General features: G+C 42.8%; 18 protein-coding genes and 1 riboswitch. Of the genes, 14 read left to right on the top strand and 4 right to left on the bottom strand.

From position 1 onward, the window contains the following. The first annotated feature begins 18 nt into the window (after window positions 1–18). The 3 genes from PAENI_RS12765 to PAENI_RS12755 all read left to right on the top strand — a co-directional run bounded on the left by PAENI_RS12765 (window position 19) and on the right by PAENI_RS12755 (window position 3,757). Window positions 19–1,656 (top strand): methyl-accepting chemotaxis protein, encoded by a 1,638-nt coding sequence (locus tag PAENI_RS12765; RefSeq protein ID WP_149645487.1) that lies wholly within the window; start codon window positions 19–21, stop codon window positions 1,654–1,656. A 110-nt stretch (window positions 1,657–1,766) separates the two neighbouring features. Then, the gene (locus tag PAENI_RS12760; RefSeq protein ID WP_149645486.1) at window positions 1,767–2,990 is read left to right on the top strand and encodes an amidohydrolase; all 1,224 of its coding nucleotides are present in this window, start codon (window positions 1,767–1,769) and stop codon (window positions 2,988–2,990) included. Between the two features lie 20 nt (window positions 2,991–3,010). Then, complete coding sequence (locus tag PAENI_RS12755; RefSeq protein ID WP_149645485.1) at window positions 3,011–3,757, top strand: uracil-DNA glycosylase family protein; 747 nt, start codon at window positions 3,011–3,013, stop codon at window positions 3,755–3,757. A 117-nt stretch (window positions 3,758–3,874) separates the two neighbouring features. On the opposite strand, the gene PAENI_RS12750 is transcribed toward PAENI_RS12755, so the two are convergent. After that, window positions 3,875–4,789 (bottom strand): phosphatidate cytidylyltransferase, encoded by a 915-nt coding sequence (locus PAENI_RS12750; protein ID WP_042192888.1) that lies wholly within the window; start codon window positions 4,787–4,789, stop codon window positions 3,875–3,877. A gap of 95 nt (window positions 4,790–4,884) precedes the next feature. On the opposite strand from PAENI_RS12750, the gene PAENI_RS12745 reads away from it, so the two are divergent. Then, window positions 4,885–5,427 carry a hypothetical protein gene (locus tag PAENI_RS12745; RefSeq protein WP_149645484.1) on the top strand — a complete coding sequence of 181 codons (543 nt, stop codon included), beginning with the start codon at window positions 4,885–4,887 and terminating at the stop codon, window positions 5,425–5,427. Between the two features lie 14 nt (window positions 5,428–5,441). Then, complete coding sequence (locus tag PAENI_RS12740; protein ID WP_149645483.1) at window positions 5,442–6,197, top strand: class I SAM-dependent methyltransferase; 756 nt, start codon at window positions 5,442–5,444, stop codon at window positions 6,195–6,197. Window positions 6,198–6,403: 206 nt separating this feature from the next. Here PAENI_RS12740 and PAENI_RS12735 read toward each other — a convergent pair whose 3' ends face one another. Further along, entirely contained in the window at window positions 6,404–6,970 is a 567-nt protein-coding gene (locus PAENI_RS12735) for a TetR/AcrR family transcriptional regulator (protein WP_076285078.1), read from the bottom strand. A 266-nt stretch (window positions 6,971–7,236) separates the two neighbouring features. Here PAENI_RS12735 and PAENI_RS12730 point away from each other — a divergent pair, with 266 nt between their 5' ends. The 3 genes from PAENI_RS12730 (at window position 7,237) to PAENI_RS12720 (ending at window position 9,943) form a co-directional block, all read left to right on the top strand. After that, window positions 7,237–7,998: an SDR family oxidoreductase gene (locus PAENI_RS12730; protein WP_042131593.1), complete on the top strand. Its 762-nt coding sequence runs from the start codon at window positions 7,237–7,239 to the stop codon at window positions 7,996–7,998. Window positions 7,999–8,118: 120 nt separating this feature from the next. Next, the gene (locus PAENI_RS12725) at window positions 8,119–8,913 is read left to right on the top strand and encodes an alpha/beta fold hydrolase (protein ID WP_149645482.1); all 795 of its coding nucleotides are present in this window, start codon (window positions 8,119–8,121) and stop codon (window positions 8,911–8,913) included. 40 nt (window positions 8,914–8,953) lie between these two features. Then, window positions 8,954–9,943 (top strand): sensor domain-containing diguanylate cyclase, encoded by a 990-nt coding sequence (locus tag PAENI_RS12720; RefSeq protein ID WP_149645481.1) that lies wholly within the window; start codon window positions 8,954–8,956, stop codon window positions 9,941–9,943. Between the two features lie 15 nt (window positions 9,944–9,958). Here the strand turns inward: PAENI_RS12720 and PAENI_RS12715 are convergent, their stop codons facing one another. Next, on the bottom strand, window positions 9,959–10,810 hold the full coding sequence (locus PAENI_RS12715; protein WP_149645480.1) for a leucine-rich repeat domain-containing protein: 852 nt from the start codon (window positions 10,808–10,810) through the stop codon (window positions 9,959–9,961). 135 nt (window positions 10,811–10,945) lie between these two features. On the opposite strand from PAENI_RS12715, the gene PAENI_RS12710 reads away from it, so the two are divergent. From PAENI_RS12710 to PAENI_RS12685, 6 genes are all read left to right on the top strand, one after another. Beyond that, a complete protein-coding gene (locus PAENI_RS12710; protein ID WP_149645479.1) occupies window positions 10,946–11,629 on the top strand; it encodes a Crp/Fnr family transcriptional regulator in 684 nt (227 codons plus the stop codon). 49 nt (window positions 11,630–11,678) lie between these two features. Beyond that, window positions 11,679–12,668 carry an EAL domain-containing protein gene (locus PAENI_RS12705; protein ID WP_316502820.1) on the top strand — a complete coding sequence of 330 codons (990 nt, stop codon included), beginning with the start codon at window positions 11,679–11,681 and terminating at the stop codon, window positions 12,666–12,668. A 115-nt stretch (window positions 12,669–12,783) separates the two neighbouring features. Further along, a complete protein-coding gene (locus PAENI_RS12700) occupies window positions 12,784–13,350 on the top strand; it encodes a hypothetical protein (RefSeq protein ID WP_149645574.1) in 567 nt (188 codons plus the stop codon). Window positions 13,351–13,507: 157 nt separating this feature from the next. Further along, window positions 13,508–13,594: riboswitch (cyclic di-GMP riboswitch) on the top strand. Between the two features lie 258 nt (window positions 13,595–13,852). Next, the gene (locus tag PAENI_RS12695) at window positions 13,853–19,666 is read left to right on the top strand and encodes an NPCBM/NEW2 domain-containing protein (RefSeq protein WP_149645477.1); all 5,814 of its coding nucleotides are present in this window, start codon (window positions 13,853–13,855) and stop codon (window positions 19,664–19,666) included. A gap of 215 nt (window positions 19,667–19,881) precedes the next feature. Continuing rightward, complete coding sequence (locus PAENI_RS12690) at window positions 19,882–20,163, top strand: LemA family protein (RefSeq protein ID WP_188114543.1); 282 nt, start codon at window positions 19,882–19,884, stop codon at window positions 20,161–20,163. Window positions 20,164–20,218: 55 nt separating this feature from the next. After that, window positions 20,219–20,854 (top strand): response regulator, encoded by a 636-nt coding sequence (locus PAENI_RS12685; RefSeq protein ID WP_149645475.1) that lies wholly within the window; start codon window positions 20,219–20,221, stop codon window positions 20,852–20,854. 98 nt (window positions 20,855–20,952) lie between these two features. On the opposite strand, the gene PAENI_RS12680 is transcribed toward PAENI_RS12685, so the two are convergent. Further along, on the bottom strand, window positions 20,953–22,812 hold the full coding sequence (locus PAENI_RS12680; protein ID WP_149645474.1) for a patatin-like phospholipase family protein: 1,860 nt from the start codon (window positions 22,810–22,812) through the stop codon (window positions 20,953–20,955). Window positions 22,813–22,937 lie beyond the last annotated feature (125 nt).

Here is a 22,937-nt window from a genome sequence, read left to right as displayed (position 1 = left end):
TGGAAGGGAATTTAGACATTGAAAAAGAAAACCGTTCGAACCATCGTTATGACCGTTTCTGTAGTATACATGGTGTTAATTTTTGCAGGTCTATGTATGTACACATTTTCTAAGTTTAATGAAATTCTCAGTCATGAAGTTGAACAAAAGCTTAACTATAAGGTGGAGCTTACTTCTACTAAACTGAATAGTCGATTGTCGAATGATTTTCAGAAGAGCTTGGCTGAAATGAGTGAGGAGGATGCAGGTTATTATTTTGTCATAGATAAAGCTGGTCGATATGTAGCAAGCCAGAACCCTAAGCACGATATAGGTAAAGCTATATTTGATGAACCGGACATACAGTTGCAAAAGGTTGGTCAGGTCATAGCACAATCTTCGGGAACTAGTGGTACGGAGGACTCGAAGAATGTTTATGCCTTTACAAGGATCGGCGAGACAGATTATAACTTAGTGCTGGTGATGCCTGTAGAACAGATCTTGGAGCCTATGATGGACAACCAATATTTAATTATAAGCGGTTTTGTTATCGCTCTGATTATTTTTATTGTCTTGCTCTTCATTATCTTAACCCGCCTTATTGTACGACCGCTTCGCAGAATCAATGAGCATGTAATGGAGCTTGTTGAACACGGAGGCGATCTGACCAAGAAGCTGGACATGAAGCGAAATGATGAGATTGGGATGTTGGCGTATTCCATGAATCAGTTTCTGGATAACATTCGGGCCATCGTCGGGAATGTCACTTTACAGGCCAATCATCTGAATGAAAATGCAGGAATACTTCAAGTTTCAGCAGAGCAGACAAATGAGACATCCAAGCAAATTACCACGATTATTACGGATATGGCTGTGAGGTCGACGGAGCAAGCAGAACATGTGCGGCAAGTACTCACGATGATGGAACGGACAGGGGAAATCTCTGAGGAAATTATGCAGGAAACGGTAAAGACAGTTCACGATTCCAATCATTTAATAAAAGCGGTGCAAACTGGCCAGCGTGCAAACCGGGCATCTGTAGATCACTTGGAAACTATGGTTAGTTCCATTGAGCGCTCAACAGAAACCATTGCACAGCTGAACAGCCGATCCAGCCAAATCGGTGAGATCATTAACGTGATTTCAGAATTGGCTAGTCAGACGAATCTACTCGCGCTAAATGCAGCCATTGAAGCGGCCCGCGCTGGAGAGCAAGGGAAAGGTTTTGCAGTAGTTGCAGGAGAGATCCGTAAGCTTGCGGAAGGTTCCGAAAGAGCAGCCGAGCAGATTGCCGAGCTTGTTGGCGCAATTCAAGCGGATACGAATGCAGCGGTCAAAACGATGGAATCGAGTCAACAAGTGGTCAATCAACAGAATGATTTAGTATTACAAGGGCAACAATCCCTGGAGGAAATCGTTCAGAAGGTTGATCTAACAACCCAAAGCACGCTGCGCATTCAAAGCATATTTGGTGAGTTGTCTACAATGTCACATCAATCATTGAAGGCTCTAGTGCAATCTTCGCAACTCATTGATCAGTCGGCATCGTCCTCACAGGAAGTAGCAGCTTCCACGGAGGAGCAACTTGCGACTATCGATGAGATGACGATCAAACTTAGAGAACTCAGCGAGTTATCTGTATTTTTAAAGTTAGAAGTTGGGATATTTACGATATAGTCTTATGCTAAAAACCTTTCAAACATTTTTTATATAGGAAGGGCTATGGTACCATTTAGGATAAAGTGGTTCGCACCTATATTAAATCGTTGAGAAAAGGATGGGGTAGCATGTTGAATGCTTCTTACTGGTTAACCAATATAAGATTAGAGCAGGGTTATGTTATTGAAGATGGACAAGTGGTTGGTACGGATACGAAGGTTTGTCATATCCGAATTGACGGGGATAAGATTTCAGAAGTGGTTGGAGTGGACGTAGAGCTTCAGAGTCATCTACCTAAATATGACTGCAAAGGGTTATTGATGCTTCCTTCTTTTGAGGAGGCGCATATCCATTTAGATAAAACATATTTCGCTGGACCATGGAAAGCGGTAAAGCCTGCTGCCGGTGTCTTCGAACGCATTGAGGAAGAGAAGGTATTATTGCCTAAGCTGCTGCCTATGGCGAGACAACAAGCGGAGAGCATCTTGACGCTTATACAGCGTTTCGGTGCCACACATGTGCGTAGTCATTGTAATATTGAGCCTGTCAGCGGTCTGAAGCGTTTAGAGGCAACCCTGCAAGCATTGGATACCTTCTCCGGCAAAATTTCATCTGAAATTGTAGCCTTTCCGCAGCATGGTCTGCTTCGCTCTAATTCTGTTGAATTAGTAAAGCAATCCCTGGCAGAGGGGGCAACCTATGTAGGTGGTGTCGATCCATACTCAGTGGATGGAGATATAGAGAAGTCACTCCAGACCATGGTCAAGCTAGCGGTAATGAATAATGCTGGCATTGATCTTCACTTACATGATGGAAAAGAAGCAGGAAAGCAGACGCTGTCGCGTTTGGCTGATCTCACAGAAGAAGCTGGCTTACAGGGCAAGGTGACCGTTAGTCACGCATTCTGGTTCGCAGGTGCATCGCAGCAGGAAGCAGAAGAAATGGCTACACGGATGGCATCACTTGGTATGGGTATTGCATCCACAGTACCTATTGGAAGAATGATGATGCCACTACCGATGCTGCACAGCCAAGGTGTACAAGTGAAACTGGCAACAGACAGCCTTACGGATCACTGGTCTCCTTTTGGAAATGGAGATCAATTGGAGAAGGCGGGACGGTACGCAGAGTTATATGGGTGTAGTGATGAACGGTCATTATCGCAATCCCTTAGATTCATAACAGGAGGGATAACGCCTCTTAATCTAAAAGGTGAACAGGTATGGCCAAAAGTAGGAGACACGGCAAGCTTTGTGCTACTGCATGCCAGCTGCTCGGCCGAAGCAGTAGCAAGAAGAGCGGACCGTCAAGCGGTATGGTTCGAAGGGCGTCTCGTGAGTGGATCATTATAGGGACATGAGAGGTGGATGACATGCTCATCTCTAACCATTTACAACAGTATAAAGCAGCGATGCTCTCTCTTCCGAAGGGAACCGCGCTATCGAAAGATGATCTGCAGGTGGATGAGCTTCTAATGAAGCGAAGCGGGAAGCTTGAAATGTACTATGCACCGCACAATGAATACATTAATCCATCTGCAAAGGTGATTATTATCGGACTAACACCCGGTTTTACACAAATGAGAATAGCCATACAAGAAGCAGTTATTGGGTTGAAAGCCGGGCTTTCAGATGAAGAGGTATGCAGAAAAGCAAAAGAAGCGGCGAGATTCGCAGGCTCCATGAGGAGTACGTTAATTCACATGCTAGATACACTTGGGCTTCATCATTACTTGAACCTTACCTCTTGTGACCAATTGTTTCAGAAGCAGCAAACGAACCTGCATACCACATCTTTATTGCGTTTTCCTATATTCGTAGAGAAGAAAAATTATAATGGGGCACATCCTAAGCTACGTTCAGATCCGTTCCTTAGAGAATGTGCGCTATTGTCGTTAGAGCAGGAGTTGGGCATCTTGAGCCAAGCTTTAATTATTCCTTTAGGAAAAACGGTGGAGGGAATGCTCCAGCTTTTGGTTTCTGAGGGTAAGCTCGATCATCGGCGCTGTTTATGGGGATTTCCTCATCCATCTGGAGCGAACGGACATAGATTTAAGCAGTTTTCCAGCCAGCAAGAGAACATGACAAAGACGCTCCAAGATCATTTATGGAACGCCTGAACGGCTATCTATTGCGACATTTTTCCTGAACCTCACGTTAAGATACGATTAATTCTAAGGAGCAAGGCAGTGGAGAACCTATCGGCCAAGCGACCAAAATCGTTGTAGAAAACTAATTTACATGAAATCGAAGAAATAACGGATGACATGGAAAAAGACCGGCGAGGTGTAGGTCAAGCTATCCACACGGCTTAAATAGCTTTCTTTTAAAGCTACGAATTTATCGCCATCACCGATGAGCAAATCTCGCTTCAGCACGGAAACCGTTAAGCTACCCAAGAAGCCGCTCAAACTGATTAGCATGCCTGACAGGAAACCGAAGATCGGGTTTAGCGGCGTCAGGTAGGGATAGATCAAATAGGAGACCCCGGTTGTTACGACAAACGCACAGGCAAAACCTTCCCAGGTCAAATACGGGTTGGCGGTTGGGACCACTTTGCGCTTTCCCATATAAAGGGATGCGAGATAGTGGACCACATCATTCAGCTGTGTCAGCACTACTAGGAATAATACAAGCCCCGCTCCATACTCCGGTGTAGCAAATTGAAAATAAGCTAAGTGACTAAGTCCGAAAACCATCAGCATTAATCCCCACTGGGTTGAACTAACACTACGCAGGAAGCCAACTGTCCCTTTATTAATGAGCCTAGGTAGCGGTAGGAGTAAGAATACATAGACTGGAATAAACACAATAAACATCCCGTACCATTCAATATAAATCCAGTAGAACTGTAGAGGAATGGATAAGTACGCCCACAGAAATAGTCTGCGGTCGGATTTTCGTGACTTTATCATGGAGAAATATTCTTTGAGTGCGAAGAAGGTCAGCACCATTAGCGCCAATAGTGAGACGACTGGATTAAAGAGAGTAGCCAAACAAAAGATAAAAAGCATTCCCCACCAGGTTTTGATGCGGAAGCCGATTCCCGTATAGTCTTTACTGGGTTGTAATTTGCCTATAACTACATACATCAAGTGAATGGCCGATAAGGCCGCAAAAATCAGGATTACCGTTAAAAGAGAGCGGTCGATAGCTAATCACCAACTTGTCGTAGAGTAGATTCCATTAATGGGTTCATATGTTATTATGAAGGAAACGTTCAATCTTGATAAGGGGAAAATTGTAAATGACAGATGATCCATCGGTCTTTATCTTGCTTACGAATACCGGAACGCTCTTTACGAAGCTTATTCAAGGCTACACGAGAGCTCCTTATAATCATGCCTCGATCTCCTTTAATCGGGAGCTTTCCGAGTTATATAGCTTTGGCAGAAAGCACCCGAGCAACCCTCTAAACGGAGGATTCGTGAAGGAGGATATTAAGACAGGCACGTTCAGCAAATATCCAAATACGACGTGTGTTCTATATGAACTTCAAGTTACAGCCCGTGAAGTGGAGAAAATGGAGCGGGTACTCAAAGTCTTTATCCGAAGCCGGCAAAAGTATCTCTATAATATTCTCGGCGTGATTGGTATCGCTCTGAAGGAACCTGTTGAATTCAGCAACTCTTATTTCTGCTCACAATTTGTAGCGGAAATTCTGGAGAGGTCCGGCATTAAGCTATGGAACAAGCTGCCTGCGCTCGTAACGCCGGATGATTTTCGGCAAAGCGATCGGCTGAAGCTGATCTATCAAGGCAAATTAAGTGAGTACGAACCTAAAAGCTAAGGGAGAGTATTTGGATGAATAACAAAGAACGGTTCTCAAATCGGGTAGATTCGTATGTGAAATATCGCCCGAGTTATCCTAAAGAAGCCATTGATTATTTATACAATACGATTGGGCTAAAATCGTATTGTGATATTGCGGATATTGGCGCAGGAACAGGAATATTCTCAGCACTGCTTCTGGAGCGCGGGTGTCGCGTGACTGCCGTTGAACCAAATCCGGAAATGCGTACAGCTGCGGAGGAGAAGTTCGCAAAGGATAACCATTTCCGCGCATTGCCTGGGTCTGCCGAGAAGACAGAATTGCCAGACCAGTCTGTAGACTTTATCGTGTGTGCCCAGGCGTTTCACTGGTTTGATAGGGATGCAGCGCAATTGGAATTCAAGCGGATTCTTAAACCGGGTGGAAAGGCAGTTCTGATATGGAATTCTCGGCGTACTTACGGTACCCCATTTCTGGAGGAATATGAGCAGCTCGTGCAAACCTTCGGCACCGACTACACTCAAGTTAATCATAAGAATATTACCCCTGAAATCCTTAGCTCCCTTTTTAAGGCAGGGCAGATGCAAGTAGCGCACTTTTGCAATCAGCAGGTGTTTGATTTCGAGGGATTAAGCGGACGGGCGAGATCATCTTCCTACATTCCGGCCCCCGGAGATCCACGTTACGAGAATATGATGACGGAGCTGAGGAACCTATTTGAACGAAATAAACAGGATGATAAAGTATTTTTTGAATATGAGACCGAGGTCTATTGGGGCGAAGTTTAGTAAATGATCAGCATATTAAAAAGACTCAAATCCTAGTGATAACTGGGATTGAGTCTTTTTTTACTTTTAGTTACGAAAGATGAACGTAAAAGGTGGTGGATTCGCCCACCGTGCTTTTGGCGTAAATTTTTCCTTTATGAGGTTCAACGCTGTATCTATCTTCAGCATAAATGAGACTGACCGTTCTGGAGGTTGTTAGAAGTAATCTAGTTTCTATTCACTGGGGTGGAACCCAACTCAATCGGTTTATTAGAAGTGTTGATAACTACATTGTGTGAATTAAAAGACAGAATTTGAATCAGCTGCTCTGCCATATGGTTCGCAGTATATTTGAACCCTCCCTTCACCCATTCCATGATTAATCCAAATAGAGCATAGGCCGTATAGCTAGAAAATAATTCGATATTTATATTGTTATTAGTATTATTAACCGCGACTAAGTCCTGCTTGGTTAGCTCCTTTAAGATGTCACAAATCTTATTTTGAAACCCGGGCAGAACATTGGAATTTACAATGATGGTATAAAAATTAGAGTAGGAAACGACATGCTCAAAAATTTTGATGCTAGAGGTAGTAAGCTCACTCAACATGAATTTATCTGTATGGAGATAGGGATCTTTATAAGCCTTAATTAAATCCTCCAGCACATCATCAATCAGCTCATTCAGAAGTTCTTCTTTGGTTTGATAATGCTTATAGAAGGTTCCACGGTTTAAATCGGCTAGGGTAACAATATCGGTTATCGTAATGGTGCGGAAATTCTTTTTTTCCATGAGTAATATCAATGCATTTTTTAGTTCTTTCTTCGATTTACTCGTTCTTCGATTTTTAAGCAACTGAAGACCACCTAACTGTCTATTTTCTATTCCTATTTCAACACAATTCCAAGTTATATATATTTATGAACATTTGATGTCTCATTTGTATATTGATAGTTAAATTGCAGAAGATTAAACTTGAGTAGAATAAATTTTAAGTGATTTAGAGATTTTATAAATTGATACTTACATTATAGATAAACGTAAAGGAGACTTCCAACATGAAACTTCAAGACAGAGTTGCAGTTGTTACCGGAGCAGCCTCGGGTATGGGGAAATCTATCGCAGAGTTGTACGCTAAAGAAGGTGCTAAAGTAATAGTAGCCGATCTTAACCTCGAAGGTGCGGAACAAGTCGCAGCAGGAATCGTTAGTAATGGTGGAGTAGCTAAGGCGTTGAAAGTAAATGTTGCTCTAGTCGAAGATATCAATAACATGATTGATACCGCAGTAAATGAATATGGAACGCTAGATATACTAGTGAATAATGCGGGTATTATGGACGGCTTTGAGCCAGTTGGTGATATTAATGATGAGAGATGGGATCTTATCTTTGACATCAATACCAAAAGTGTAATGCGGTCCACACGTAAAGCGCTACCTATTTTCCTCGAAAAAGGAAAGGGCGTTATTGTGAATACCGCTTCTACCGGTGGCGTAAGTGGTGCTCATGCTGGAGCAACTTATACTGCCTCCAAACATGCAGTAGTAGGCTTGACGAAAAATACAGCTTTTATGTATGCCAACAAAGGCATTCGTTGTAATGCCATCGCACCAGGAGCTACTGCCACTAACATTAGTGCTTCTATGAAAAATATTAATGAGTTCGGCATGAGCCGCACTCAACTAACACAGGCTGTAATTCCTCGTGTAGGTTCACCTGAAGAAATCGCACAAGTTGCGTTATTCCTGGCTTCAGATGACTCCAGTTTTGTAAACGGAGCAGTCCTCGCTGCCGATGCGGGATGGACTTCAGCATTCTAAAATTAGATATCATAAAAACTCCGCTAGAGATTACTCTAGCGGAGTTTTTTATGCTCTTGATATTTCCAGGTTAACCCTTCAAAATAGAGAGAATGCTAACTATAGAGGGAGTTATATGAAATGAACGATGTTAAGGCGCGGAATCATGTAAAAGTGATTGGAGAAGGAGAAAGAACCATCCTTTTTGCACATGGATTTGGGTGTGACCAGAGCATGTGGCAGTTTATCACGCCTTCTTTTGAGAAGAAATATCGAATCGTTCTATTTGATTATGTAGGTTCAGGTAACTCAGATTTAAGTGCATATACAACAGATAAATATCATACGCTCCACGGCTATGTACAGGATGTATTGGATGTCATCGAAACGTTGGAACTCAAAGATATTATTTTTATAGGTCATTCGATTAGTTCTATGATCGGGATGCTTGCTTCGATTGAGCGGCCGGATTATTTTGATAAAATGATTATGATTGGTCCTTCTTCATGTTATTTAAATGAGGGGGATACTTATTTCGGAGGCTTCGAGAAGAGCGATATTACTGAGCTTCTGGAGATGATGGAGATGAATTTTGCTGGCTGGGCTAGCTTTATGGCACCTCTTGCTATGAACAACCCTGACCCGATGTTAACGAAAGAGCTGGAGCGCAGCTTTATCTCGGCAGATCCTGTTATTGCAAGAGAATTTGCAGAAGTTACGTTCTTTTCAGATCATCGGGAAGATCTACCTAAGGCTACAATCCCTACACTTATTCTACAATGCTCGGATGACAGTATCGTACCTTTAGCGGCTGGAGAATATCTACATAAACACTTGAATAATAGCATCTTTCGGTTAATGGAGGCTAAAGGGCATTACCCGCATATAAGCCATCCTGAGGAGACCATCACTTTAATTAATGAATATCTTACGTAAGCTAGATGAGATTATGCTGTGTTGAAAGGATATTTAGATCATGGATGACCGATTAAGATATGCGCCTTGTGGCTATGTTTCTATTACCCATGAAGGAATAATCAAGGATGTAAATCAGACATTTTTGGACCGTATGGGGTATAAGCAGGTTGATTTGGTGCATAAGCATTTTGAATCTATCATGTCTACGGCAAACAAGCTTATTTTTCATTCATACTTCTATCCTTTTATCAATCTGAATGGACACGTAGAAGAGCTATTTATCAATTTGAAGGACAGCAAGGGACAAGCCGTCCCTTACTTGTTAAATGGCAGACGCCTTGAGTGTGAAGGTGTAGAGGTCATTGATTGTATTTTAGTACAGATGGGCAAACGTATTGATTATGAGCTAGAGTTACGATCTGCGAAGAAGCAAATAGAAGAGGCTTATTGGGAAAAAGATCAGGCGCTGGCAAAGCTCAAACAAATTCACCTGGAAATCGAGCAAAAGCAAGCTGAATTGCTGGAGATAAATGCCGTTTTAGTAGAATTATCTAATACAGATAAGCTGACTGGGCTGAAGAATAGAAGGTTTCTTCAAGAGAAGCTGGAAGAGCAGATTGCAGGGTATGGCCAAGTTCAAGCAGCATTTTCGCTGTGTATTATAGATATTGATCATTTTAAAAAAGTGAACGACACCTATGGGCATCAGACAGGTGACTATGTACTGGAGAAAATGGCGAGTATCTTGAAACTGCAATCTCGTAAAGAGGATATGGCGGTTAGATATGGCGGTGAGGAATTCATACTTCTTTTACCTAATACAGACATCTCGGAGTCAAAGACTATAGCTGAGAATTTACGGCAATCTATCGCGTATTCAACTTGGGAAATGGGCCGGATTACGGTGAGTATTGGTATAGCAACATTTATTCCAGCTGATTCAGAAACCACCCTTCTGCAAAAAGCTGATCAAGCGCTCTATGCCTCTAAAGAAAAGGGGAGAAACCGCGTCACGCATAGCATAGATTTGAATGAAAAGCTTCTTTAACAGGGGGCTTTTTTGTTATTTATAAACGATACATCCTCTTTGCTCTAATTGCTCTAAAATGTCTGTTCTTCTCAAACTGTGATTCCATCTGAGATCCAGTTTCTCTAATCGTTCTAGTTGTAGAAGGGAGCTCGGGATTTCTTGCAGGTTATTATCTCTTAAATCAAGCTCAACAAGGCTGCATAATTGACCTATTTCCTCAGGCAGCTTATTCAGTTTATTTTTTCGAAAGTTAAGTCTTCTTAACTTGCTTAGTTTACCGATGGATGAGGGAAGTTCAGTGATTCGATTATCACTCATATCGAGTATCCGCAGTTCTTCTAAAGCACCCAAATGCTCTGGCAATACGACCAGTTGATTACCGTAAAGATGAATCTCTCTTAACCCTTTTATTTGTGTGATCGAATCAGGTAGACGTTCTAGCTGATTATAATAAAGCCGCAATTCAATTAGACTGCTCATTTCGCCTATACGGGTAGGCAATTGCTTGAGATGATTATCTGTTACGTTCAGATACTTGAGTTTCTGGAGATTACAAAGCTGCTCCGGCAGCTGTTCGAACTGATTATTGCTTAGGTATAGAAAAGAATCTAACCCCTGTAGTTCGCCAATTTTCTCCGGCAACACCTTTAGTCGATTATGGCCTAAATCCAACATTCTTAGGTGAACTAAGCGACCGATGTTCTCGGATAACTGTTCGATTTCATTACCCGCATAATTAAGTACCTCTAATTCGTCATGAAGGAAGAGCTTGTCGGGGATTTCTTTAAGATGGTTGTTGTACATGCTCAGTTCTAGTAGAGGATTGCTCTCAAACACGACTTCTGGCGTTTCGGTAAGCCCTTTTCCGTCAAAATTATATCTCATCAATGGATCTCCTTTTTAATTCGTATTGGCATCGAGCCTATGTGACAACGTTACGATAGAATATAACAGGGTGATGATTTATTATCAGTATGTTGGCATACAAAACTATGGAATGTGTTAGAAAGGAATAATGAGATGGAAGCTTCTTTTTGGACTGGCATTCGCTTTTTTCAGGGTTTACCCTCGGAGAAGATCGAGGCGGTCTCAGGATTATTCACTTATAAGGCATATTCTAAGGGGACCCTGGTGTTTGCAGAATCAGATCCGGGGGATCATGCCTACATTATCTATTCGGGGATTATAAGGGTGTACGCTACCACGAAAGGGAAAGAGCATACCGTAGATCTTTTTGGGAAAGGCGATTTCTTTGGCGATCTGGAAGTGATCCATCCCTCCAATATAAGAGTGCTGTCTGCGGTGGCTATGAATGATACAGTATTATTTGAGATTAAACGTGAGCCTTTTGAGCAGATGCTTGCCGATTACCCGTTGATTAAGGAACAATTGATGCTGCTGCAAATGGACCGTTTATTTTTATCGAATCGGTTATTACATGAAATGAAATTTCATGATGCGAGAGCGCGTGCGATATTTACACTAAGAAGACTATACCAAAGATTCGGAGTAGAGGAGCAAGGCAAACAGAGGATTGATCTTCGATTGACCCATCAGCAGTTCGCGGATATGATCGGAACGTTAAGGGAGACGGCTACCCTTGTGCTTAAAGATCTGCAAGAGCAAAAGATTATTGATATTCAACATCAGCAGATCACCGTGTTAGACCCGACGTATTTACTAGAGTATACGGATTTCGATTGAGAAGAGCAGTTCCGGGATCTTTTTCAGAGAATTGATTATTAAAGGGGTTATGAATGTGGCATGTAATCATTGTGTAGTAAGAGAGTTGAATTTTGAAATCAAGGCTCATGGTGAGCTTAATCTAAGGATTTTACCTGAGGTTATTCATCACTTGAGTAGAAGTAATACGATACATAAGGTAGAAGAAAATGTGATTACGATTAAGGAGGCTGGGGTGCGGGATTTTCTAGATTTCTGTAATGACCATATGGAGTCGGAGCAGTTTGAATTCCGTATAGATGACCAAACATGGAGACCTCTATCCGAATTACCCACTGTACTTGATATGGAGTGGATTGATGAGGTTATAACTAAGGGCTTAGTTACTTGTCACTTCCAACCGATTGTGAACGTACGGGAAGAGATTTTTGCATACGAGCTCCTATCCAGATTTAAAAAAGAAGATGGGTCCCTTATCTATCCTAATGAGATTTTTGCGGCGGCACGGAATCGTGGGCGTTTATATGCTTTAGACCGGTTATGTAGAATGACTGCTGTAAAATATGCTGCACCCTTAAATAAAAAAACGTTTATTAATTTTATCCCAACGTCGATCTACGCGCCAGAGTTCTGCTTAAGATCAACCGTTGAACTGGCCAATCAATTAGGCGTCGATCCCTCTCTTTTTGTCTTTGAAGTTGTTGAGACGGAGAAAGTGGATGATCTCGCTCATTTGAAAGCTATTTTGACATATTACAAGGATCGGGGATTTGAATACGCTTTAGATGATGTTGGCGAGGGCTTCAGCACGATCGAGATGTTGTTGGAGCTTAAACCCCATTACATGAAACTGGATATGAAATATGTTCAGGGTGTGTCCAGCGATCTGAACAAACAGAAAATATCTAAACAATTTTTAGAAAAAGCTTTAGAAATCCAATCCGTTCCTTTAGCAGAAGGTGTGGAGTTTAGAGAGGACTTTGAATGGCTTAAGCAGAGTGGTTATCAGTTGTTTCAGGGATATTTATTTGGAAAGCCTGATCCTATTCCCAAACAGTGATCCTAATGAGTATAACTCCGTCTAGAGGATGAGATGAATTTCAGGTCAGAGTCTGAGTACAGCCAACCCCCGGGGTTGTATAATTAAGGTAATTGAGAAGGGGGACGGGATGGATATGAAATGGCATAAGTACATCACACGCTGGGCGGATTCTAGAGGGTTAGGTGGACGAGAAATTGATTATCAATGGCCGTCTCCATCATTTCCGGTGGTAAGTATTCGCAGCAATTTGGGTCGATACTCAGGTCAGGGGTATGGTCACGGAAGCAAGCCACAAGTGAAGACAGCTGTTGGATTAATTGCTATTGGAGATGTAGCTGTAGGCTTGATTTCCATAGGTGCGATAAGCGTAGGGGTTCTATCCGTGGGTGCAATATCACTAGGAATGTGGTTAGCCCTTGGAGCGATAGCAATTAGCTGGCTTGGCTTCGCAGTTGGGGCGATTGCCATTGCAGGAGTGGCTGTAGGAGCGATCGCGATAGCCGAAAAAGCGTTGGGAGCTGTTGCCATAGGTGATACGGCATTTGGGGCGGTAGCCATAGGACGAATTGCTGGGGGAGCAGTAGCTATTGGCCAATGGGCATATGGTCTAATCGCAGTTGGCGAGCATGGCTTCGGATTAATTCCCATCACGGGCGATGTGTGGAATTGGTTCCGGCGTTTGTTTGGTGCAGGGAGTTAAGTAGACCTCCAGTCCTAAAGTGTCCTCTCTCTTCCGGGATACTCGATAAAGAATATCTATCACGATAGAAAAAGTAATTGCAATTACCTATTCGGATTTCATACCAATTAATCATGCGATCAGATGTAGCGTTATGTTACTCTTTGTAATGTATTCGAAACTTCATAGGCAAACCTATGGAAATGTAGGGACGCAAAGCTATAGGGACTAAGGTTATCATAACTATTGTCAGCCAGCTGCCAAAGAGTGTATTACGCTTTTTGTTAAAATATAAGAAAGGTTAAGTTATACACCTATACTTAATGTCTTATATTTCTTGCCTAAACCCTTATCGTCCTTATAAAGACGCCGAAGGCGTTTATGCTTGTTAAAGTTTAATGAAAATTAAGTCTTAGTTTTTGTGCGACTTTATACGCAATCAAGCTACTCTTTTGGGGTAGTTTTTTTTGTGCCTATTTTTAGGCACGGAAGAGATTCATATTACATCTGGGGGGTAGAAAAGATGAAAAAAATGATTGCGATCGCTACATCGGCAGCCATGTTAGCTAGTTTTTCGAGTGAGGCAGGTTATGCTTTAGCAAGTGATGTAAGCAAGGTAAGTGTAGTGAACACTGTAGTACAAAGCAAGGCTGACCTATTAAGCAATGCTTCAGTTATTCCGTTTGATCTGTACGGCAAGGCTATCCTAGGCGCTTATAATGATGTTTTTAGAATGAATCCTGCGAATATTAAATCCATTACCAATAACGGTGGTAACTACTCAGGTTCACCTATAGCTAAGGCTATGGATGGCGATATGAGTACGCATTGGGAAACGGGCAAACCGAATAGTTCAACGTTTACGAATGAGGTTGTCTTTGTTTTCAATGAGTCCACTGAATTAAATAGAATCGTATATGCTGCAAGACAATCCAGTGCAAAGGGTAAGGGGTTTGCTCAGGAATTTGATATTTATGGTTCAACAACGGATGCAGGCGATTTTACGCTAGTATCCTCTGGAGAATATAAAGGCGGAGCAGGTGACGTAGTAGAGATTCAGTTTGCACCCACAGCCTTCAAGAGACTTAAATTTGTCTTCAAAAAAGCTAACCAAGATTGGGCGAGTGCGGCTGAGTTTTCTTTTTACAAAGAAGATACCGTATCCGCTAAAATGAAAAATTTATTTACAGATGATACCTTGAGTCAAGTTAGCGTAGCATTTAATACGGTGGAGAAATTAACGGCTTTAGAACAAGAAGTGCAGACACATCCACTGTACGCGCAGTTTCAAGCAGATATAGAGAATGCAAAAGTACTTCTGGAGAATCATCAAATAGAGGCAACAGCGGCTAAGGTTTCGAAGCTAAAAGGCTATGGTACAGCATACGAAAATGCCTATAGCGAAGCTTATAGAATGCCCAACTCAAACGTATCAAAAGTAACGGTGAACGGTGGGAGCTATCCAGGTACGAAACCGGAATACATGCTCGATGACCAGCCGAATACACACTGGGAAACGAACAAAAACAATGATGACAGCTTCACGAATGAAGTCGTGTTTGAATTAGCGCAAGCGAAAGTACTAGATAGATTGGCTTTTCTGGCTAGAGATAATCGTAAAGGCTTCCCAGAGGCTTTTGAAATTTATGCATCAGAAACAAGTAAGGGAGAAACCTTCCAGCTCGTATCTAGCGGAACCGCGACTAGTACGAATGACTTTCTGGAGTTTAAATTCGAACCTACGAAGTTTAAAAGATTGAAATTCAAGTTCACAAAGGCCAATATCAACAGACCTTTTGCGGCTGAATTTAGATTTTATACAGAGGATAAAGTAAGCGAAGCTGTAAATGGTATTTTCACAGATGGCACGATGAGTGCGGTTGTTCCTGCTTATAATAGCGTCGAAGCAATCAATGAATTAGAAGAAGCGGCAAAAGTACATCCGCTCTATCCAATCCTGAAAGATTCTTTGGATTTAGCTAAGAAGCTAGTGAATGGTGAAGTTCAAACCGAAGGCACCATCATTGAGGCGGAACAACGTGGAGATATGAAAAAGCATGCGCAGGAAAACCTGAGAATTGGTTTCGGTACGAACAACCAGCCTACAGGTCTCGTTGCAATGCCTGGAGATACAATCAACGTTTATGTGGACGCAGCTTCGAGCGATAAACTACCTTCTTTAGTCTTTTCTCAACAAGAGGCGGCTTGGAATGTTTGGGCTAGAGGTGTGCAATTGCGTCCAGGTAAGAACATTATAACCGTTCCTGAATTTGCTACGAATAGTTATTATGCACATGAAGTGACTAAAGGCGGTACAGTGTATATCGTCAATCCATATACAGCAGAGGAACAAGGTAAAGCACCTATGATCCGGTTCGAGGGGCTTACCAAGATCCCTATGATGACCAAGACTACAGATCCTGAACAATTTAAAGCCTTCTTAACCACCTATAAACAAAAATTAGATGAAGATAAGGCAGCGCATCCGAATGTTCAAGATCGCGAGCTCATCGATGTGGTGGAAATGGTCAGCGATCATGTTATTTTCACAGGAACTGCGACAGAAGCTTATAACAAGTTTATTACGCAAGGAAATGATCCGCTGGGTACCGTCACCGGCTATGATACTTGGATGAAGACGATCTTTGACTTCTATGGCTTGGATGGCAGTAGTGTGATTCATGATGCGAAGCTAATTCGTGAGAACATCCGATTGATGCAGCCTTATGGTGCGATGTATGCAGCGGGAGATCATACAGGGATACAAATTGGGACCGTAGGGACGATGTTAGGTGATTTTAACAAAGTCTATCCAGGCTGGGGATTGAATCATGAAATAGGGCATCGCTTGGCGATGGGTGAACGAGAATATGGTGAAGTAACCAATAATATGGTGTCTATGCTGATGTCAGTCTATGCGGACTCGATGGATACTCGTATTCCTTTTGAAAGTGATATTTATAAATATGTAATCGAAGAAAATAAAGTGGTTATGAATCAGCAGGGCTTATTTGCACAGCTCGGTGCCTATTGGCAGTTAGAATTGGCGCATCCGGGTTACTGGACAGAACTGACCAAGCTGTACCGCGAGCGGAAGGTCTCCCTTCCGAACGGCGACAATTCCAAGCAGCAGTATTTGGTGGAGTTCTCCTCTGAAGTGCTGGGGTTAGACTTAAGTAGCTATTTTGCCAGACATGGCTTCACTGTGAATCCTGAAACGAAAGAGAAGTTAGATAAATACCCAGCACCGAAAAAGCTCTGGTATTTAAACAATTCAGTGGTTCATTATGAGGGAACAGGAATAGCAGATAAGAGTGTTGCGATAAAGGTTAATATCACGCCTAACACTACTGCTAAATCGAACACATTAAGCTTCAGTATGGATAAGGATCTTAAGAAAGATTTCTTAGGTTATGAGGTGTATAGAGACGATAAGTTAGTAGGGTTTACAGGGACTGACCAGTTCGTGGACACGAATGTAGATAACAGCATCAATTATACGTACAAGATCGTTGGTTATGATAAGAAGCTGAGCCCACTGAAGCCGGTACAGGTTAAAGCCTTCAAGCCAGCGTTATCTGTTGAAGATCAAATCACGTTAAAGCTTAATCAAGCTTTTGATCCGATGAGCTATGTAAAAGCGACTAACTATCAAGGAAACGATATTACTGCTAATGTCACCCTGAAAGCAAATACCGTTAATGTAACGCAAAAAGGCGACTACGAAGTGGTATATGAAGTGAAGAACGAAGGGGTTACAGAAACCAAAACTACACTGGTTACGGTAACGAGTGACTATGCTTATCTTTCGGATCTTAATGCCAAGTCAGTCGTTGTTGGTTGGGGTGAATTAAAGAAAGACAAAGCCGTTTCTGGTGGAATCATCACCCTTGTTCGACAAGGGTTAGCTGCGACCTATACCAAGGGAATCGGTGTACATGCGAACTCTGAAGTTGTTTATGATATTGAGGGTAAAGGTTATGACTTCTTTGAAAGCTACATCGGGATCGATCAAGCGATGAAAGGAAAGCCATCCTCTGCAACCTTTGAAGTGTATGTGGATGGGGAGAAGAAATTCGGGAGCGATGTTTTCCGGTCAGGGACAGAGCATGAATTTGTCAAAATACCTGTGACAGGCGTGCGCGAAGTGAAGCTGGTTACCACAGATGCTACAGACGGCAATGCTTCAGATCATACGGTATGGGCGGATGCGAAGTTTACGAATACTTCAAGCAAGCCTACTATCACAGTGCCTGAAGAGACAACGTTTATTAAGCTGAACAGTGAATTTGATGTTTTGACCGATGTTACAGCCGTTGATAAGGAAGATGGTAACTTGATTGGAGCCGTTGAGGTAAGTCCGAATGGTTTCACTTCAAGCAAAACAGGCACTTACAACGTCGAACTGTCAGTTACAGACCGGGATGGGAATACAGCTGTGCAGACCAGAACAATCGTTGTGTATAGCGCTAGTAAATACTTGAGTGATACAGCTTGGCAGTCGGCGAGAACGGATTATAATGTTGTTCGTAAGGATAAGGCAAGTTCTAACAATCCGATTAAGCTACTCGTAAATGGCGTAACCAAAGAGTTCGCTAAGGGTTTAGGAACGCATGCTAACTCCGAGATCGTGTATAATCTGGCGGGTGCTAATTTCGAATATTTTGAAACATATGTAGGGGTTGACCGAAATATCCCAGAGCAAAATAATTCTAGTGTGATCTTCAAAATCTTCGCCGATGGGGTAGAAGTGTATAATAGCGGACTGATGAAATTTGGCACGGAAGCTAAATTAGCTCGGATCCCTGTGAAGGGTGTAAGTGAATTAAAGTTGGTACTAGATAATGCCGGCAACGGAAATGCTTCAGACCACGGTGATTTCGCTGATGCGAAGTTTATGATTCTAAACAGTACGCCGGAGCTTACCATAGCTAAATCTGTATCCACCAAAGTGGGGCAAGCCATAGCAGTAAGTGCGGACTATTCAGCAATGGATTCAGAAGATGGTGACTTGACGGCTCAAGTAAAGGTTACGGGTGAAGATCAAGTTAAATTCAACAGAGCTGGAAAGTATCCGATTACTTATACAGTAACGGATAGTGATGGAAATACGACCACGAAGACTAGAACCATTGCCGTTGTAGACATGACGGACTTTACGTATCTGACGGATTACGACTGGAATTCTACTCAGAACAGCTATACTGCGCCTTTGAAGGATAAATCTATTAGTGCCAATACGCTGAGATTAACCGATGAGAGCAATCAAGTAGTGTCCTATGAGAGAGGGATTGGAGCACACTCTAACTCGACGATTGTATACGATCTAAGCGATAAGAACGCGGACTACTTCACTTCCTATGTGGGTGTAGATCGACAAATGTATGGTACGGTCGGTTTGGTGAGCTTTGAAGTGTTTGTCGATGGAGAGAAGAAATTCGATAGTGGGGTTATGGGCTCCAGAGATCCGCAGAAGTTCATCGAATTGGATATTAACGGAGCTAAAGAGCTGAAATTAGTCGTTACAGACGGCGGAAATGGCAACGGATCTGACCATGCTACATGGGGAGGAACCAAACTACATTTTGCGAATGGAGATCACCTATTCACTGGAGATCTGGAGCAAGCCATTGCAGCGGCAAAAGCAATTTCTCTAGAAGGCTTCACGGCTGAGAGTATTGCGGTATTTACGGCAAGCCTTTCGAGTGCAGAAGCGGCTTTGACTAATCCTTCTGTCACACAAAGTGAAGTAGATGCAGCTGTAGTAGCATTACAACAAGCAACTGAAGGTCTGACTGAAATAGACCTTACGCAAGTCATTACCATTGCGGACAACTATTTAAGTGCTTCGATCAAGACTACGTTAGGCGTAACTGGAGAACTAACGCTAGGGGATATGTATAACCTTACAACGTTAACGAGCGAGACCGGAAGAGCTAGATCCTTGGAAGGTCTACAGTATGCTAAGAACCTAGAGACACTTGATATTACTGGAAATGAAATCACTGATTTCTCCCCACTACAAGGGTTAACTAAACTAACGAGCTTATTGGCTGACCCTCAAGTGGTAGAGGTGGGAGGATTAAAGGGACCTGTGGTTGAATGGACCAATCCGGTGAAAGGGCTCGATGGCAGTAAAGTGATCCCTAATTCAGCAGGGGTCAGAAACACTGGAACATCTAAAGAAATCATGTTTGATATGAATGAATGGGCAGCTAATCCTGATGTGTTCACTATAGACCTATCGAACGAGGAGAAGGGAACTTACATGCTGGGGTTAACTTACCAAGTCGCAGGTAATCTCGTGCAATTAATTTCTTTTATTGATAACAATTAAATCCTATAGGCAGAAGAAAACAGGCGAATTGTGGTGTATTCCACCATGATTCGCCTGTTTTTATATTGGGCTTACGTAATATGAGACTCGTATTATGTAAAAAAAATCCATTTTGTAATATGACAGAAGTGATGACAACGCTCACTATAACCAGACAAGTCTATTAATTATAATGAATCAGATGGTTCAACTCTTCCAGCCTACGAATGTTCAGCATGAGTAATCGTGTGAGAGAATCTTTTGCTAATGTTCAGGCAGACTATTATCCAGAGTTTAAGGCCAGCGATCCGTATATCAAATTGCAACAAAGGATTAATATTTTAGAGGAAAATCTATCTGCTAGTAGACGTATCTATAACGAAAATGTGACCAGCTATAATACGATGATAAGTACTTTTCCTAATCTTTTATTTGCAGGGGCTATTGGATTTAAGTCGGAATTCCTGCTCAAGATGGAAGGGGCCAAACGGGCAGACGTTAATTGGACGGTATCCTAAGTGGACTTGATATAGAGAATTAAGATTGTCATGAGATTTAGAGGGAGGCGTTTCTATGAAAATCGTTATTGTGGATGATCATCCTTTAGTTAGAAGAGGGCTGGCATCTGTCATTTCAATGCAGCCAGGTGTGCAATTTGCTGGTGAAGCTACGAATGGTCAAGAAGCATTTGATGTGATTGAAGCGACAAAGCCAGATATTGTTCTCATTGATCTTAAGCTTGTTGATGAATCGGGCTTGGATATCATTAAGACAGCACGTGCTCGCGGCATGGTTAGTAAGTTCATTCTGTTGACTTCCTCTGCGAGCAGAGAGGATTTTTTGAGGGCTGAAGAAGTACTAGTAGATGGATATGTCCTAAAAGAGGCACTGCCGGAGGAGTTACTCTTTGCTATCCAGTTGGTGCATAAAGGGAGAAAGTACTATGATCCTGGTCTAATGGAAGAAAAGATGCGTATTAGCGGCAGCAGTCCGGCGGATGAATTAACACCGAAAGAGAAGGAAGTACTGATTGAACTTGGACAAGGTGCTTGCAACAGAACGATTGCTACACGTCTATATATCAGTGAATTTACGGTGAAGAAGCATGTCAGCCAGATTTTAGCGAAGCTGCAGGTTAATGATCGGACACAGGCAGCATTGTACGCAAACGCGATAGGGCTAACGAAATATGAAATGTGTTATGAGTAGAAATATAACATTAGCATTAAATACAAGGAGGTGTACCAGTAGCAGTTCATAGCTCTTGGGACACCTCCTGAATTTTTCTTTTTTTGTATGCAATGTATTTAGGAAGCGGATATTTTTTGGCGGATTTGGGTAATCGCTTCTCTTGTTACCACTTCTCCGGCGGCTATGTAATCGTCCGCATCCTTAAAGCTGATTTGATTGAAGCCAAGATCGGGACGCAAGATTACATCCGCTAATTGCAGCTCTTCCTTTATCAGCTTTGCGCTCATGATGTCAATTGTATTCATTAAGGAATCTATTAGATGTCTGGCTGCTCCCTTCGTGAAGGATTCAGGGGAAACGTTAACTGCTATCACAATATCAGCTCCCATGCTTCTTACTAGCGCAGCTGGCACAGGATGAACAAGGGCTCCATCGGCTAAGTGCTTTCCTTGATAGTTGACAGGTCGCATGGCTACGGGAACGGCTGTACTTGCGGCAATGGCATGTGCAAGCGAACCCGTCCTCATGATATGAGCCTCACCGGTGGAGACGTCTGAGGCTATCGCGCCAAAGGGTATCGGCAGCTCCTCAATTAGACGCTTACCGACATGCTTTTCGATAAAGCTGATGATGGGCGCGTTATGAACAAGGGACCGCATAGGGAAGGTTGGACGCACCAGTTGTCCCCAACTGATCGTAGAAAGAACCTTCATACATTCTTTTACAGACATTCCGGCTGCATAGGCTCCTCCGACCATAGATCCGACGCTTGTTCCTGCGATCATGTCTATGGGAATGCCCTCCTGCTCCAGAATGTTTAACACCCCAAGGTGAGCCATGCCTCTGGCTGCACCGCTTCCTAACGCCAGACCAATAACGGGGCGGTCTCCTACTTTACGGACTCGGCCGAAGCGGAGATGGTGACTGTAGATCATACGTCCTTCGCTCCGAATATAGGCTTCCCTCACGATATTTCGTAACTCCTCTACATTATTGTCGAGGTAAGGGAACAGGGACAGCATGCTCAGGGCATCTTGAGAGAGGACTTCTCGCGCATTGCCCGCTCCTTCTTTCTCTAGAAAGTATTGCGCAAGCAGCGGTATATCTTCAGTTCGCTCACGAAGAGGAGGCACGGGCAAGACCGCTAAGGGGGAAACAATCTTCAAGGGACAAGTGCTAGTCAGGATGATTCGAATCTGTGCAGCTGCCTCCAGCAGCTGTAGTAGCTTCTCAGAGGGACAGGATTCTGCTTCCTCGATGACAATGGTTCCTCCTTTTGCCGCAATAACCTTGGTCTCCCAATCAACGAGGCTCATGTCTGCTACATTTAACACCAGTAGCGGGTATTGTCCGTTCGTTGCTCGGTAATGAAGTGCTCTTGCTACATTTACCTTCCCTGTACCGGATTCACCTATCACGACAACATGGACCCGCTCCGTCGACAGATGTTCAATCGACCTGAGAAGTGTGCGCATTTCGGCGCTTTCTCCGATCAGTTCACCATAACGCTCTTGTTCCTCGGATTCATGAAGTTTCATGATGATCTGACTTTTCGAGTGCTCTTCCAGTACACGTTCGTTGGAATTTTGGATTCTCTTGATCATGGATTGGATGATCTGGCTCCGGAACTCGCGATTTTTGTCCATCAACAGCAGCATGCCACTTCTGGATACGGATATTACATGAACGTTATCGATCGCTTCTACATGTGCACTGATGGGGTCTCCGGTAAGACAGGACATTTCCCCGAAGAACTGGCCTTTCGAGAGTATAGCCAATTCTACCTTTATTTCCGTACTAATAAATACTTGTACCTGACCGGATACCAAAATATAAACCCGCTGGCTGACCTCGCCCTTTTGCATGATAAGCTTGCCGGGTTCATAATGCGCTTCTTGCATTTCTGGAGCTAACTGCTGTAATTCTTCATCGGACAGGTGCTCAAGCATAGGGTAGTCTATGTAGGAAAGATGCAATTTGAATCCTCCTTATGTGGGGATGATTGAGTATTTTTTCCTATATTATCACAATGGAATTTTATAGATGTCATATGACAAAATAGATGACAAAGTTAATTACAACATAGGATTCTATGGCGAGA

The organism is Paenibacillus sp. B2(2019) (assembly GCF_008370385.1).
Taxonomy (GTDB): domain Bacteria; phylum Bacillota; class Bacilli; order Paenibacillales; family Paenibacillaceae; genus Paenibacillus_AQ.
This window is presented reverse-complemented; position numbering and strand designations above follow the sequence as displayed.